Origin of the sequence: Streptococcus mitis (assembly GCF_965111725.1) — a bacterium.
Lineage (GTDB): Bacteria > Bacillota > Bacilli > Lactobacillales > Streptococcaceae > Streptococcus > Streptococcus mitis_DV.
Genome location: NZ_OZ217341.1, coordinates 1,575,697 through 1,591,804, shown reverse-complemented (window position 1 = coordinate 1,591,804; position 16,108 = coordinate 1,575,697). Strand labels below are relative to the sequence as shown.

11 protein-coding genes are annotated in these 16,108 nt (G+C 42.1%); 6 read left to right on the top strand and 5 right to left on the bottom strand.

Annotated elements, in window-relative coordinates; genetic code table 11:
• Positions 1-156: 156 nt before the first annotated feature.
• The 4 genes from ACLV7Q_RS07805 to ACLV7Q_RS07790 all read left to right on the top strand — a co-directional run bounded on the left by ACLV7Q_RS07805 (position 157) and on the right by ACLV7Q_RS07790 (position 7,124).
• On the top strand, positions 157-3,891 hold the full coding sequence (locus ACLV7Q_RS07805; RefSeq protein WP_218757716.1) for a hypothetical protein: 3,735 nt from the start codon (positions 157-159) through the stop codon (positions 3,889-3,891).
• Between the two features lie 229 nt (positions 3,892-4,120).
• Entirely contained in the window at positions 4,121-4,777 is a 657-nt protein-coding gene (gene vncR / locus ACLV7Q_RS07800; protein ID WP_218757715.1) for a response regulator transcription factor VncR, read from the top strand.
• A complete protein-coding gene (gene vncS, locus ACLV7Q_RS07795; RefSeq protein WP_218757714.1) occupies positions 4,774-6,102 on the top strand; it encodes a sensor histidine kinase VncS in 1,329 nt (442 codons plus the stop codon). The genes vncR and vncS overlap by 4 nt, the downstream gene beginning before the upstream one ends.
• 140 nt (positions 6,103-6,242) lie before the next feature.
• Positions 6,243-7,124: a class II fructose-bisphosphate aldolase gene (locus tag ACLV7Q_RS07790; protein ID WP_001019001.1), complete on the top strand. Its 882-nt coding sequence runs from the start codon at positions 6,243-6,245 to the stop codon at positions 7,122-7,124.
• Positions 7,125-7,442: 318 nt separating this feature from the next.
• Here the strand turns inward: ACLV7Q_RS07790 and ACLV7Q_RS07785 are convergent, their stop codons facing one another.
• The 5 genes from ACLV7Q_RS07785 to ACLV7Q_RS07765 form a co-directional block, all read right to left on the bottom strand.
• Positions 7,443-8,633 (bottom strand): ferric reductase-like transmembrane domain-containing protein, encoded by a 1,191-nt coding sequence (locus ACLV7Q_RS07785; protein WP_218757713.1) that lies wholly within the window; start codon positions 8,631-8,633, stop codon positions 7,443-7,445.
• Between the two features lie 294 nt (positions 8,634-8,927).
• Entirely contained in the window at positions 8,928-9,587 is a 660-nt protein-coding gene (locus tag ACLV7Q_RS07780) for an amino acid ABC transporter permease (protein WP_033689194.1), read from the bottom strand.
• 9 nt (positions 9,588-9,596) lie between these two features.
• The gene (locus tag ACLV7Q_RS07775) at positions 9,597-10,274 is read right to left on the bottom strand and encodes an amino acid ABC transporter permease (protein ID WP_218757712.1); all 678 of its coding nucleotides are present in this window, start codon (positions 10,272-10,274) and stop codon (positions 9,597-9,599) included.
• 12 nt (positions 10,275-10,286) lie between these two features.
• The gene (locus ACLV7Q_RS07770; protein WP_218757711.1) at positions 10,287-11,081 is read right to left on the bottom strand and encodes a transporter substrate-binding domain-containing protein; all 795 of its coding nucleotides are present in this window, start codon (positions 11,079-11,081) and stop codon (positions 10,287-10,289) included.
• Between the two features lie 10 nt (positions 11,082-11,091).
• Positions 11,092-11,850, bottom strand: a complete 759-nt coding sequence (locus tag ACLV7Q_RS07765; RefSeq protein ID WP_138701765.1) for an amino acid ABC transporter ATP-binding protein — start codon at positions 11,848-11,850, stop codon at positions 11,092-11,094.
• Between the two features lie 176 nt (positions 11,851-12,026).
• Between ACLV7Q_RS07765 and recJ the strand changes: the two genes are divergently transcribed.
• Positions 12,027-14,249: a single-stranded-DNA-specific exonuclease RecJ gene (gene recJ / locus ACLV7Q_RS07760; protein ID WP_218757710.1), complete on the top strand. Its 2,223-nt coding sequence runs from the start codon at positions 12,027-12,029 to the stop codon at positions 14,247-14,249.
• A 173-nt stretch (positions 14,250-14,422) separates the two neighbouring features.
• Positions 14,423-16,084, top strand: a complete 1,662-nt coding sequence (locus tag ACLV7Q_RS07755; protein ID WP_218757709.1) for a ribonuclease J — start codon at positions 14,423-14,425, stop codon at positions 16,082-16,084.
• Positions 16,085-16,108: the final 24 nt, after the last annotated feature.

The following is a 16,108-nucleotide window of genomic DNA, read 5'->3' as shown; positions in this document are numbered from 1 at the left end:
CTTATATATGGAATTGTGCATAAAAATCTATAGAAATCTTATCTTGAAAATAGATAGATAAATCTGTAGAAGCCTATCCATATCGCAAACATAGGCTAGTAGACCTAGGCAGGGTCTACCTTGGAAAATATAGAATAGTGAGGAAAAATAAACATTATGAGACAAACAAATGTTAGAGGAAGCTTGTCCCTCCGTGGCTTTAGAAAATTGAGAACTGGTGCAATTGTTGCGACAGGTGTGATTTTGCTAGGTCTGGGCTTTTTAGCTCCAACTGTGTCAGCCAGTGAACAAGATGGTGTCTGGGTAGCCAGAACAGTTGAGGAAGTGAAAGCTGACCTTCAAAAAGAAGGTGATTTATTTAAGTATGTCATTAAATGGGGAGATACATTAAGTGTTATCAGCGAAGCAAGTAATATCCCTGTAGATGTACTCCAAGAAATGAATCAAGCTTCAGGCAAGAATTTATTCTTACCGCACAATGAATTGTACTTTACCGAAGCTGAAACGGTTTCAGATACAGTCACAAAACACAAGATTGTCATCAAAGAAAGCGGTGCAAGTGGCGAAGTTCGCACTTACGAAGTCTTGCTCAAGAAAGATCAGGAAACAAAAGATGTTACCTTTGAATTAACAGATGTCACTGAGAAAGTTGAAAAAATGACTGTGAACTATAGCTCAGTCTATCAGCCTGTATCAGCACCAGTAGTGGAAAGAGCGGAAGAATCAGGTGAAGGACTTACCCCAGTAGCACCAGCATCAAAAGTAGAGGAACCAGCGGCGCCAGCGCTTAAAACTGAAGAACCAACGGCATCAGCACCGAAAGCAGAAGACGCAGCGACTACCCCAGCACCAAAAGAAACAGCACCCGAGGTGGTAAGACCAGCGCCGAAAGAAGAGAAGCCAGCGACTCCAGCGACAAAAGTGGAAGAGCCAACAGAATCAGCAGAGCCAGCGTCAGATGTTACAACTTCAGGAGAACAAGGTCAACCAGCAGAAGAAACTCCAGCACTATCAAAACCAGAAACCCCAGCTTCAACAGAAGAAGTAGCAACTGAACCAAAAGGAACAGAGTCAGAGGCAGCGAAACCATCTGAACCAAATGCAGAAACTCCAACGCCGAAAGTTGAAGAGCCAACTACTCCAACACCTAAAGAAGATGCAACTGAAGGAAAAATAGAAGCACCGAAAGTTGAACAACCAGAGGCGTCAGCTGAACCGACAGAACCAGCGCCAGTGGTAGAGGAAGGCACTTCAGGAGAACAAGATCAACCAGCAGAAGAAACCCCAGCACCATCAAAACCAGAAACACCATCTTCAACAGAAGAAGTAGCAAAGGAAGCTGAAGGAATAGAGCCAGAGTCAGCGAAACCAACTGAGCCTAAAGAAGCAGAGTCAACAACTGAAGGAACATCTACAGGAACAGCAGAATCAGCACCAGCTTCAACAGAATCAGCGGCAAATGGAGCTGAAGGAACAGAAGGAGTAACTCCGAAAGTTGAGGAGACAGCGCCAGCAGGAGAAGAAGGTAACGTCGAAACATCAAATAATCCATCAACAGGTGCTACAACTAGTACTGATTCAGGTGGATCCACTACGGTAACAGACGCTACTCCTTCAAATGATGAAACTACAGAACAATCAGGAAGTTCAGCTCCGAAAGCAGAAGTTTCAGAAACACCAGTGGTAGAGGGTACAACTTCGGAAAATAAAGAAGAACAACCAGCTCCAAAAGAAGTGGGAACAACAGCAGGAGATGAAGGAAAAGAAGCTGAAGAATCAGGAACAGAAGCAAATACAACTCCAAAGGAAGATACACCTGAAGGAACAGTGGATTCAGCAGCAGGGGAAGAAGGTAAAGACTCGAAAGCAGAAGGTCCAGAGACATCTGAACTAACAGAACCAGAACCAGCGCCTTCAGTATCCGAAACCGCAAATGAAGATAATACTGTGGCAGAAGGCACAACTTCAAGTGAAGCAGGTAATACAGATAAAACTTCTGTTGGTGAGACAGGAAAACAAGATAGCGCAACAAATGCACCGTCAGCTGATTCTAAAGAAGAAGCGGTAACAACACCAGAAGCAACAGAAAAAGAAGTAAAAGCAGAAGAGTCAGCAGAAGCAGGAACATCTGCAACTACTGAAACAGCCACACCAGCGCCAGCAGTAGACTCTACAAATGAGGCGCCTAACGAAGGTGAATCAGAAAATCCAGTAGCAGAAGGAACACCAGTCACAGAAGAACAACCGTCTACAGACAATACGGCTTCATCAAGTGCAACAAGTAATTCAGCTGACTCAAGTTCATCAACTGAATCAACAGCTCCAGAATCAACGACTGCTACAACGGGAAATACTTCAAATTCATCAACAGACGTTACAACTGATGGCAACTCAAACGATTCAACTTCTAATGAAGAAAAACCTCAAGACGATGAACCAGCTGTGGAACATCAGGGTTCAGAGAAGTCTTTAGAAGAAGATACCAAAGATAGTAATAAAGCTGCGATTGATGACGATAGGAAAACAAAAGACGCAGAGATCAATAAGAGTACTTTAAATGAGGATAAGAAAAAAGAAGCACTTGAAAAAGTGAAGCAACTCACTGAAGAGTACCATAATAAACTCAAAAGCGAGCAAGATACAGATAAACAAGCTGATCTGATAGATGAATATCGAGATAAACTACGTGAAATTGAGACTCCAGGTGTAGAACATGATGGACCTGATTTCAAGAAACCAATCGAAAGTCATGCTGGTGGAACAACTATAGATGAAAATAGTACAGTAGCAAACAGCGCACTAACTTCTAGCAATCCATCTTCTCAGCCGTCCTCATCTGAAGACTCACCACAAGCACAACCTGCGGCAACGTCGGACAGTTCTACAACTGGTGACTCAGGCTTCCGAAGTGCAGGAACTTACCAACCTCGAGTAACTCGTCGTCGTAGAAGTATTGAGGAACCTCAAAACACAGTCTCTATTTATTATAATTTTGATGGTATGAAAGATATTCCAGGCTTCTTTGGTGATCCTGGTGAAAAAAATACCGTTACGATTCCTGCTGGAACGAGTGAAGCACAGGCAAAAGAATTAGTAAAAGAAAAAATTCAAGCTAAAGTTCAAGAATTAAATAAACATGGGTATAAAGTAAAAGAAGAAATAGTATTCGAGCAAGATACTACTGTGAAAAACTTTAACTACGTAGTAACTTTCACTAAGGAAACTACAGGAACTACAGGTTTTAGAATTGCACCAAAAGTTCAAGTTAGAGCTAAAAAAGTTGTAAAAAGAGATTTGTCTAATAAAACTAAACACATAAATGTCTACTATAATTTAACATCTCTTAAAGATATAGCTGGAGCATTAGGAGAATTAGGTGGAGAAAATGTGCTTACTTTTTCTGGAGAGACATCTAAAGAGGAATTAAAACGAGCTGTTGAAGAAAAAACAAAAGCCCAAATCGAGAAACTTAAAAAACAAGGCTTTACAGTTACGTCAAAAACAGACTTAGATCAAATCATTGAAGGTGGAGATAGCTATGATTATGTTGTAGAATTCACAAAAGAATCTAAATCTGCATCAGCTAATAATACAGGTTTTAGAAAAGCTCCATTAGTTCAAAGAAGGGCTAAGAGATCAACAGAAGCAAAAGAAACTGTGAATGTTAACATTTACTTCAACCTAAAAACTCTCCCAGGTATAGCTGGTGCATTGGATGTAGATGGAGAGACTACTATCAAACTTCCAAAAAATGCTAGTGAAGAAGAAGTCAAAGAAGTAATCAAAGCTAAAATCGCTAAGGTTGAAAGTCGTGGATATAGAGTAAATGATTTCTACTTTGGGGCGAAAACAGAAAAAGGCTATGATTATGTTGTAGAGTTTACAAAATAAGCTAAGACACAACTAGTAAGGACTACAGCCTTTTAAAAAAGTCCCACTAGTTTAAAAACCAAATAACCTTCATTCCATAGGGAGTGAAATGCAAGCAGAGAGAGCGATAGGCTCTCTTTGTTTTATCTAGTGGTCAGTTGCTTACAGACAAAAGGCCAGTAAGAGGCTATAATAGAAATAGAGTAGGTATTTATTCTAAGAAAAATAAAAAATAGAGAGCAGTTAAAGTATGAAAATTTTAATTGTAGAAGATGAAGCGATGATCCGTGAGGGGATCAGTGACTATTTGACAGATTGTGGTTATGAAACCATTGAGGCTGCAGATGGGCAAGAAGCCTTAGAAAAATTTTCCAGCTATCAAGTAGCCCTGGTTTTACTGGATATTCAGATGCCCAAGCTCAATGGTCTGGAAGTACTAGCTGAGATACGCAAAACCAGTCAGGTTCCTGTTTTGATGTTGACTGCCTTTCAGGATGAGGAATACAAGATGAGTGCCTTTGCTTCGCTAGCAGATGGCTATCTGGAAAAGCCCTTCTCCCTCTCCCTCTTAAAAGTGAGGGTGGACGCGATTTTCAAGCGCTATTACGATACAGGACGAATCTTCTCTTATAAGGAAGCCAAGGTGGATTTTGAGAGCTACAGTGCAAGTCTAGCAGGTCAAGAAGTGGCTATCAATGCCAAAGAGTTGGAAATTCTGGATTATCTGGTAAAAAATGAAGGAAGGGCCTTGACCCGTTCTCAGATTATCGATGCCGTCTGGAAGGCGACAGATGAGGTTCCCTTTGACCGAGTCATTGATGTCTATATCAAGGAATTGCGGAAAAAACTAGACCTGGACTGCATCCTCACTGTGCGCAATGTTGGTTATAAATTGGAGCGAAAATGAAACGAACAGGTTTATTTACAAAGATATTTATCTATACCTTCTCGATATTTAGTGTTCTAGTTATCTGCCTTCATTTAGCCATTTATTTTCTTTTTCCTTCGACTTATCTGAGCCACCGTCAGGAAACCATTGGTCAGAAGGCAACAGCCATTGCCCAGTCCCTAGAGGGAAAGGATAGGCAGAGCATTGAGCAAGTCTTAGACTTGTATTCCCAAACTAGTGAGATTAAGGGGGCTGTTAAGGGCGAGATGACAGAGGACAAGTTAGAAGTCAAGGACAATCTTCCTCTGGATACGGACCGTCAGACTACCTCTCTCTTTATTGAGGAGCGGGAGGTGACAACGCAGGACGGTGGTACTATGACTCTCCAGTTTTTAGCGTCCATGGATTTGCAAAAGGAAGCAGAGCAGATCAGTCTCCAGTTTCTTCCCTATACCTTGTTGGCATCATTTCTGATTTCCCTCTTGGTGGCCTACATCTACGCTCGGACCATTGTGGCCCCGATTTTGGAAATCAAGCGGGTGACCCGTCGGATGATGGAATTGGATGCTCAAGTGCGATTGCGCGTGGATTCTAAGGATGAGATTGGTGATCTCAAGGAACAAATCAATAGCCTCTACCAGCATCTTTTGACTGTCATTGCGGACTTGCATGACAAGAATGAAGCTATTCTCCAGCTGGAGAAGATGAAGGTCGAATTCCTACGAGGGGCTTCTCATGAATTGAAAACACCGCTGGCTAGTTTGAAAATCCTGATCGAAAACATGAAAGAAAATGTCGGTCGCTATAAGGATAGAGAGCACTATCTGGGAGTTGCCTTGGGGATTGTGGATGAGCTCAATCACCACGTTCTCCAGATACTTTCTCTCTCGTCTGTGCAGGAATTACGAGATGATAGGGAAAAGATTGACTTACACCAGATGACGCAAAGTCTGGTTAAGGATTATGCCTTACTAGCCAAAGAAAGAGAACTCCAGATAGACAATAGTTTGACTCATCAGCAGGCCTATCTAAACCCATCAGTTATGAAGTTGATTCTGTCTAATCTCATCAGTAATGCTATCAAGCACTCTGTTCCAGGCGGCTTGGTTGGCATTGGAGAAAGAGAAGGGGAACTTTTTATAGAAAATAGCTGCAGTCCAGAAGAACAAGAAAAACTAGCCCAGTCTTTTTCTGACAATGCTAGTCGCAAGGCCAAGGGGTCTGGGATGGGGCTCTTTGTGGTCAAGAGTCTATTAGAACATGAAAAATTACCTTATCGTTTCGAGATGGAGGATAATCGTTTAACCTTCTTCATAGCTTTTCCAAAAGTCGCCCAAGACTAGGGAGAGAAAGGGTTTACATAGATGAAGCTAGAAGAAATTCAATCGAAACTGCGGGAAAAACTAGATTTTTTTGTCAAAAAGTGATAAAATGAACAATGTAAATGGGATGACCCATAAAAATATACAGGAGGCCTGATAAAATGGCAATCGTTTCAGCAGAAAAATTTGTCCAAGCAGCTCGTGACAACGGTTATGCAGTTGGTGGATTTAACACAAACAACCTTGAGTGGACTCAAGCTATCTTGCGTGCAGCAGAAGCTAAAAAAGCTCCAGTTTTGATCCAAACTTCAATGGGTGCTGCTAAATACATGGGTGGTTACAAAGTTGCTCGCAACTTGATCGCTAACCTTGTTGAATCAATGGGTATCACTGTACCAGTAGCTATCCACCTTGACCACGGTCACTACGAAGATGCACTTGAGTGTATCGAAGTTGGTTACACTTCAATCATGTTTGACGGTTCACACCTTCCAGTTGAAGAAAACCTTAAATTGGCTAAAGAAGTTGTTGAAAAAGCACACGCTAAAGGTATCTCAGTAGAAGCTGAAGTTGGTACTATCGGTGGTGAAGAAGACGGAATCATCGGTAAAGGTGAATTGGCTCCAATCGAAGACGCTAAAGCAATGGTTGAAACTGGTATCGACTTCTTGGCAGCTGGTATCGGTAACATCCACGGTCCTTACCCAGCAAACTGGGAAGGTCTTGACCTTGACCACTTGCAAAAATTGACAGAAGCTCTTCCAGGATTCCCAATCGTATTGCACGGTGGTTCAGGTATTCCTGATGAGCAAATCCAAGCAGCTATCAAACTTGGTGTTGCCAAAGTTAACGTTAACACTGAATGCCAAATCGCATTCGCTAACGCAACTCGTAAATTTGCTCGTGACTACGAAGCAAACGAAGCAGAATACGACAAGAAAAAACTCTTCGATCCACGTAAATTCTTGGCTGACGGTGTAAAAGCTATCCAAGCATCAGTTGAAGAACGTATCGACGTATTCGGTTCAGAAGGTAAAGCTTAATCTAGCTGAATAATACAGATGAAACCTGCCCATTGGGTGGGTTTTTTGATTTCAAGCTACTCGTTTTAGTATAGTAAACTGAAACGAGACTAGCACAATGCTGCTTCTATAGCATTTTGAAATTGGAATAGGACATCATGACTGCTAAAAGATTTCTATAAATTCATTTGATTTTCCTAATCAATTTGTTCGTATCTTATTTCATTCCACTATAAAACATTCTTAGAAATTGATTTGAATGCCAGAATTCCATCGCTCCGGTCTTATTTCATTTGGCTATAAAAAACTCTCCTAGAGTTCCCAGGAGAGTATGAGTGCTTATTTGAACTTGAATCCTTCGTAAATAAGCTCTGTTTTTGGATTTTGTTTTTTAATCTGTTTGGAGAGTGATTTCATCATAGAAAGAGGACCACACATATAGACGGTTGCCTGTTCGGGCACTTCTTTTTGTTCAAAATTAAGATAGCCGTCTTTCCTACTGTCGACTAGATGGAGTTCAAAATTAGGATTTTTCTGAGCATAGTTACGGAGTAAATCTAGGTAGACTGCATTTTCATCTCCACGGAAGCTATAGTAGAAGTGAACCTGTTTATCTAAAATAGGATGTTCACGGATGTAAGAGATGAAGGGGGTAATCCCAATGCCTCCAGCAATCCAAACCTGATTTTCTCGTCCTTCTTCTATAATCATGTGTCCGTAAGCTCTGTCTACACTTACTTTGCTGCCGACTTGAAGATTATCATAGATATTCTTGGTATGGTCGCCTGAACTTTTGACAGTAAAGTAAAGAGTTTGACCATGACCGCCTGAGATAGAAAAGGGATGCGGAGCACTTTCAAAGCCCTCTTGGAAAATCTTTAGAAAGGCAAATTGTCCTGATTGATAGTTGAAAGGTCTGATAAGATGGATTTGAATTTCTCTAGTATCGTGATTTAAGCGTTTGAGATTGGTAATTTTCCCTAGATAGGGGAAGCCAATCTTTTGATATAGAAAAATGATATAAAAACCAGCCAATAAGGCTAAAAGGGCATAGCTACCAACAAGAAAACTTAGAAGATTAAATGTAAGGAGACGATTGCCCATCATCATGTAGACGTGAAAGAGTCCGAAAATGTAAGCTAGGTAAACCAGGCGGTGAATCCATCGCCAAGCTTCGTATTGGATGTATTTGCCTAAATAGGCGACAAGGATGATACTGATAAAGATATAGATTGCAAGATTGCCAAACTGAGCAGCTAAGCGAGAGCCCCACAAACCGCCCATACTAAAGTTATGAAAGATTAGTAGAATGATGGAGAGAAAGGCTGTGAATTTGTGGACGGTGTAGACCTTTTCCAAACCGTGAAACCAGCTTTCTATTATCGAGAGACGAGTAGCTAGGATAAAAGTTAGAGATAGACTTGTTAAAGCTAGTCCTGGAATCATGAATTGGGGAGAAGTGTTCATCCAAGTCAAAATAGTCAAGATAAAACTAGCTATGATAAAGAGTAGTCCTTTGATTGATTTCATAGAAAATTCCATTTCATTAAGATTTTGATTTGTTGTAAACGAATTTGTTACATTTTATCATAGAAAAAGTATGGTGTCAAATTGAGGTCTATAAATGTTTACTATCATCAAAAAACTCTCCAATTGAACTGGAGAGTGGCTGTTTATACTCAATGAAAATCAAAGAGCAAACTAGGAAGCTAGCCGCAGGTTGCTCAAAACACTGTTTTGAGGTTGTGGATAGAACTGACGAAGTCAGTAACATATATACGGCAAGGTGAAGCTGACGTGGTTTGAAGAGATTTTCGAAGAGTATTATTCTGCAGCTTGTTGCCAACGTTTGGCTAGCATATGAGACAGGCTCGAAATGGCTAGGTTGAAGCTGAAGTAGATGAGGGCAATCAGGATATACAGACTGAAGACCTGCTCTGGTTCAAAATAACGGCCCATTAGAATTTGGCTGGCTCCAAAGAGTTCTTGTAGGGCAATAACAGAGTAGAGAAGACTGGTATCCTTAATCACGGTTACAAACTGAGAAATGATGGCTGGCAGCATTTTACGAATAGCTTGTGGGAGAATGATGTGGTAGAGGATTTGAGCAGAAGTAAATCCTTGTGACATTCCTGCTTCGTACTGCCCCTTGTCTACGGCATTGAGACCGCCTCGAATAATCTCAGCTAGAGCTGCTGAGGTAAAGAGAGTGAAGGCAGTGATTCCTGCTGGAGTGGATTTCATCTTGAAAACCAAAAAGATGGTGAAAATCCAGAGGAGGTTGGGAACGTTACGCACAAACTCGATGTAAATGCTGGAGATGATACGTAAGACAGGATTTTTCCCATTTCTCATGACGGCTAGCACTGTTCCGATAAGGGTAGAGAGGACGATGGCAATCAGAGAAATATAGAGGGTCAAGCCAAATCCTTTAAAGATAAAGATTAGGTTATCTGGGGTTAAAACTTCTAAAATGGATTCCATAGTAACCTCCTAAAGTGAATAGGCTTTTTTGTTGGCTTGCTCCATCTTGCGACCAAACTGGGCAACAGGGAAGCAGAGAGAAAAGTAGAGAAGGGCAGCGCCTAAAAATGCTGGAATGTAGTTTCCGTTAAGTGCTGACCAAGATTTGGTCACAAACATCAAGTCTACACCAGAAATGATAGCGACTGTCGAGGTGTTCTTGATGAGGTTGACGATTTGGTTGGTCAAAGGAGGGAGAATGATACGGAAGGCCTGAGGTAAGATAATCAAGCGTATGGCACTGATATAGGTAAAACCTTGCGACAAAGCGGCCTCCATCTGACCGCTAGGAATAGACTGAATACCTGAGCGAATAACCTCAGCAATATAGGCGCCGTGATAGAGTCCCACGCAGAGTACGGCTGTCCAATAAATCGGAATCATGATGATATGGTCACTGATAAGAGGTAGGCCATAAAAAACGATGACAAACTGCACCAAGAGGGGAGTGTTTTGGTAAAATTCGACAAAGATGCGAGCTAAAATACGCAAAATCGGACGTTTGCTGGTTGACATGGCTCCAAAGAAGATGCCCAAAACCACGGCGAGGATAAAGGATCCGATCGCTAGGGCAAGAGTGAAGAGGAATCCATTGAAAAATTGTCCAAAATCCTGAAAATAGGCTGTCCAAGATGATAAATCTGTCATGGGGTATCCTCCTTAATCTGCGGTATGGCTAGATGGTTTGAGCTTGTAACGGTCATAAAGTTTCTGCAAACTACCATCCTTGCTCCATTTAGTAACCAAGTTATCGAGATAGTCGTTGAGCTCGGTATTTGATTTCTTGGTGACGATACCGTAGTCAGATGGCTTGAAACTATCATCTAGTAGTTCTGTCCGTTTACTGATGTAGCCAGACAGAATCGAGCGGTCAACGGAAAAGGCATCAATACGGTGAGCGTGTAGGGAAGTAATCAATTCTGGGTAGGAACCAAGTTCGACGAATTTAAACTTCAGGCCTTTCTTTTTACCCAGTTCAGTAATCAGGCGTTGGGTGATGGAACCTTGGGCAACCCCGATGGTTTTACCATTTAGATCCTCAATCTTTTTGATTTTGGCAGATTTGTTGACCAAAAAGCCAGAAGCATCTGTGTAGTAAGGGCTGGTGAAGTTGTAGAGTTTTTTGCGTTCGTCTGTGATGGTGAAGGTTGCAATGTCCATGTCAACCTGTTCATTGTCTAGAAGGGGGCCACGTGTCTGAGCGGTAACAGGCACATAGCGAACCTTGACCTTGAGCTCATCAGCGACCATCTTGGCTAAGTCCGTTTCGATACCAGAATAGGTCCCTGTCTTGGGATCCTTGTAACCGAAATTGGGAACGTCTTGTTTGACACCAACAACCAGCTCGCCTCTTTTTTGAATATCTGCGACACTGGTATCAGCCTGAACTGGTTTTGTAGCAGCAAGGCCCAAAAGGCTAATCAATAATGCTGATAAAAAGAATTTCTTTTTCATAGGCGCCTCCTTATTTGACTTTGTCACTTTCGTGGTTGATGATTTTGCTGAGGAATTGTTGGGCACGAGGTTCGCTTGGATTGTCGAAAAAGTCATCAACATCTGTCGTATCCACCAACACTTCTCCATCAGCCATAAAGATGATGCGGTCGGCAACTTCACGGGCAAAGCCCATTTCATGGGTGACGACAATCATATTCATACCATCGTGGGCCAATTTTTGCATAACTGCCAGAACGTCTCCGATAGTTTCAGGGTCAAGGGCGGATGTTGGTTCATCGAAGAGGAGGAGTTCCGGATGCATAGCGAGTCCACGTGCAATGGCAATCCGTTGCTTTTGTCCACCAGACAGCATGGCTGGATATGAATCTTTCTTGTCCCACATATTTACAAATTCCAGATATTTTTGGGCTGTTTTTTCAGCTTCTTTTTTATCAATTCCTAGAACTTTTATGGGTGCAAGTGTTACGTTTTCTAACACTGTTTTGTGAGGGTAGAGGTTAAAATGCTGGAAAACCATGCCGACTTCCTTACGTAGAGGCACTAAAACTTTCTGGCTGGCACCAGCAACTTGGTGGCCATTGACTAGAAGACTTCCCTTGTCGACAGCCTCCAAACCATTGATGGTGCGGATAAGAGTGGACTTCCCAGAACCAGATGGACCTAGGAGGACAACAACTTGCCCTTTTTCAAAACGGAGATTGATGTCGCGGAGTGCGTGGTAGTCTCCGTAATATTTTTCGACGTGTTCAAATTCTACTAAAGCCATAAGGAATCTCCTTTGTGTTAGATTTTATAACATGATTCTACACCAAAAAATTTGTCTTGTCAAATCATATCTGAAAAAATTCACTAAAATTTTATAAAAAAGCAATCTGGATAGAGAAAACGTCTAAATCATGTTATAATGAAGCAATAGAATTCTTAGAAAGAGTGGATGTCTTTTTGATAACACCTACTTATGAATGGCAGTTTGCCCCGCAGGTTGAAGATGCGGATTTTACAAAGATAGCCAAGAAGGCTGGACTGGGTCCTGAGGTGGCTCGGTTATTATTTGAAAGAGGGATTCAGAACCAAGAAAGTCTGAAGAAGTTTTTAGAACCTTCCTTGGAGGACTTGCATGACCCTTATCTACTCCATGATATGGACAAGGCAGTGGAGCGGATTCGTCAGGCCATTGAAGAAGGGGAAAATATCCTCGTTTACGGTGATTATGATGCGGATGGTATGACTTCGGCTTCTATTGTGAAGGAAAGTTTGGAACAACTTGGCGCTGAGTGCCGTGTTTACCTGCCTAATCGTTTTACCGACGGTTATGGACCTAATGCCAGTGTTTACAAATATTTTATCGAGCAAGAAGGAATTTCCTTGATTGTGACAGTGGATAATGGAGTTGCTGGTCATGAGGCTATTGAATTGGCCCAGTCGATGGGAGTAGATGTCATTGTGACTGACCACCATTCCATGCCTGAAACCTTACCAGATGCCTATGCTATTGTCCATCCTGAACATCCGGATGCGAACTATCCTTTCAAATATTTGGCTGGTTGTGGAGTGGCTTTCAAGTTGGCTTGTGCACTTTTGGAAGAAGTACAAGTGGAATTGCTTGATTTGGTCGCTATCGGAACCATTGCTGATATGGTGAGTTTGACGGATGAAAACCGCATCTTGGTTCAGTATGGGTTGGAAATGTTGGGACACACTCAGCGTATTGGTCTTCAAGAAATGCTGGATATGGCTGGGATTGCTGCTAACGAAGTGACAGAAGAAACTGTTGGTTTCCAGATTGCCCCTCGTTTAAATGCCTTGGGGCGCTTGGATGATCCTAATCCAGCCATTGATTTGCTGACTGGGTTTGATGATGAGGAAGCGCATGAGATTGCCTTCATGATTCATCAGAAAAACGAAGAGCGCAAGGAAATTGTCCAGTCTATCTATGAAGAAGCCAAGACCATGGTGGATCCTGAGAAGAAGGTCCAAGTTTTGGCCAAGGAAGGCTGGAATCCTGGGGTTCTGGGTATTGTCGCTGGTCGTTTGTTGGAAGAATTGGGACAGACAGTCATCGTTCTTAATATAGAGGATGATCGTGCCAAGGGTAGTGCTCGTAGTGTGGAAGCAGTAGATATTTTTGAGGCTCTGGATCCTCATCGAGATCTTTTTATCGCCTTTGGTGGCCATGCTGGCGCAGCAGGGATGACGCTGGAAGTGGAGAAACTCTCAGATTTATCTCAGGTTTTGGAAGATTATGTCCGTGAAAAAGGAGCAGATGCTGCTGGCAAGAACAAGTTAAATCTAGATGAAGAACTGGATTTGGAGGTTTTGAGTCTTGAAACAGTCAAGAACTTTGAGCGCTTGGCACCTTTTGGAATGGATAATCAGAAACCTGTCTTTTATATCAAGGATTTTCAGGTCGAAAGTGCTCGTACTATGGGGGCAGGCAATGCCCATCTCAAGCTGAAAATTTCCAAGGGTGAGGCGAGTTTTGAAGTGGTGGCCTTCGGCCAAGGCAGATGGGCGACAGAGTTTTCTCAAACCAAAAATCTAGAATTGGCGGTTAAATTGTCTGTCAACCAATGGAATGGCCAAACTGCCCTGCAGTTGATGATGGTGGATGCGCGTGTGGAAGGTGTTCAACTCTTTAACATCCGTGGGAAGAATGCAGTCTTGCCAGAAGGGGTTCCAGTCTTGGATTTTGCTGGGGAAGTGCCAGATTTAGCGACTAGTAACGCGGTTGTTGTAAAAACCATTCCTGAGGATATTACTCAGCTGAAGACCATTTTTCAGGAACAGAATTTCTCTGCTGTCTATTTCAAAAATGATATTGACAAGGCCTATTATCTGACAGGCTATGGGACTAGAGATCAGTTTGCCAAATTGTACAAGATCATCTATCAGTTCCCAGAGTTTGATATTCGCTATAAGCTGAAAGATTTGGCTACTTATCTTAATATTCAACAAATCTTGCTGGTCAAGATGATTCAAGTATTTGAAGAACTAGGCTTTGTGACCATCAAAGATGGTGTCATGACAGTCAATAAAGAAGCGCCAAAGCGAGAGATAGGAGAAAGTCAGATTTATCAAAATCTCAAACAAACTGTCAAAGACCAAGAAATGATGGCCCTGGGTACCGTGCAAGAAATTTATGATTTTTTGATGGAAAAAGAGTAGAAGTTAGGAAAGAGTTGGGCAACCAGCTCTTTTTTGAAAACAAATCTTCATTTTGAAAATCATCAAAAAAATGGTATAATGGTAGGAAAAGATTCGGCTAACAGTAATAGTGCTTTTAGAATAAGAGGGTAAGCAACCCTATAATCAAGATAAACTAAGATTTTGGAGGAAAAATGAGTAATATTAGTTTAACAACACTTGGTGGTGTACGTGAAAATGGGAAAAATATGTACATTGCTGAAATTGGAGAGTCCATTTTTGTTTTGAATGCAGGGTTAAAATATCCCGAAAATGAACAATTAGGGGTCGATGTGGTGATTCCAAAGATGGACTACCTTTTTGAAAATAAAGATCGAATTGCTGGGGTATTTTTAACTCACGGACATGCAGATGCTATTGGTGCTCTGCCTTATCTCTTGGCTGAAGCCAAGGTACCTGTATTTGGCTCTGAGTTGACCATTGAGTTGGCAAAGCTCTTTGTCAAAGGAAATGACGCAGTCAAGAAATTTAATGATTTTCATGTTATTGATGAAGATACGGAGATTGATTTTGGTGGGACAGTGGTTTCCTTCTTCCCTACGACTTACTCCGTTCCAGAGAGCCTGGGAATTGTCTTGAAGACAGCTGAAGGTAGCATCGTTTATACAGGTGACTTCAAATTTGACCAGACAGCTAGTGAATCCTATGCGACAGACTTCGCTCGTTTGGCAGAAATCGGTCGTGACGGCGTCCTGGCTCTCCTCAGTGATTCGGCCAATGCGGACAGCAATATTCAGGTGGCTAGTGAAAGTGAAGTTAGAGATGAAATTACCCAAACCATTTCGGACTGGGATGGTCGTATCATCGTTGCAGCTGTTTCCAGTAACCTTTCTCGTATCCAGCAGATTTTTGACGCTGCGGATAAAACAGGTCGACGTATCGTCTTGACAGGATTTGATATTGAAAATATCGTCCGCACAGCGATTCGTCTCAAGAAGTTGTCTTTAGCCAACGAAATTCTCTTGATTAAGCCGAAAGATATGTCTCGCTTTGAAGACCATGAGTTGATTATTCTTGAGACAGGTCGTATGGGTGAACCTATCAATGGACTTCGTAAGATGTCGATTGGTCGCCATCGTTATGTAGAAATCAAGGATGGGGACCTGGTCTATATTGCTACGGCTCCGTCTATTGCTAAAGAAGCCTTCGTTGCGCGTGTGGAAAATATGATTTATCAGGCAGGAGGGGTTGTCAAATTGATTACCCAAAGTTTACATGTATCAGGGCACGGAAATGCGCGTGATTTGCAGTTGATGATCAATCTCTTGCAACCCAAGTATCTCTTCCCAATTCAAGGGGAATACCGCGAGTTGGATGCCCATGCTAAGGCTGCTATGGCAGTAGGTATGTTGCCAGAACGCATTTTCATTCCTAAAAAGGGAACCAGCATGGCTTATGAGAATGGGGACTTTGTCCCAGCTGGAGCGGTTTCGGCAGGGGATGTCTTGATTGACGGGAATGCCATTGGTGATGTTGGAAATGTGGTTCTTCGTGACCGCAAGGTCTTGTCAGAGGATGGTATTTTCATCGTCGCAATTACCGTTAACCGTCGTGAGAAGAAAATTGTGGCCAAGGCTCGTGTTCACACGCGTGGATTTGTTTATCTCAAGAAGAGCCGCGATATTCTCCGTGAAAGTGCAGAATTGATTAACCAAACGGTAGAAGACTATCTTCAAGGAGATGACTTTGACTGGGCAGATCTTAAAGGGAAGGTTCGTGATAATCTGACCAAGTATCTCTTTGACCAAACCAAACGTCGTCCAGCTATTTTACCAGTGGTGATGGAAGCGAAATAATTGTTGAAATAAACAGAGAGAAAG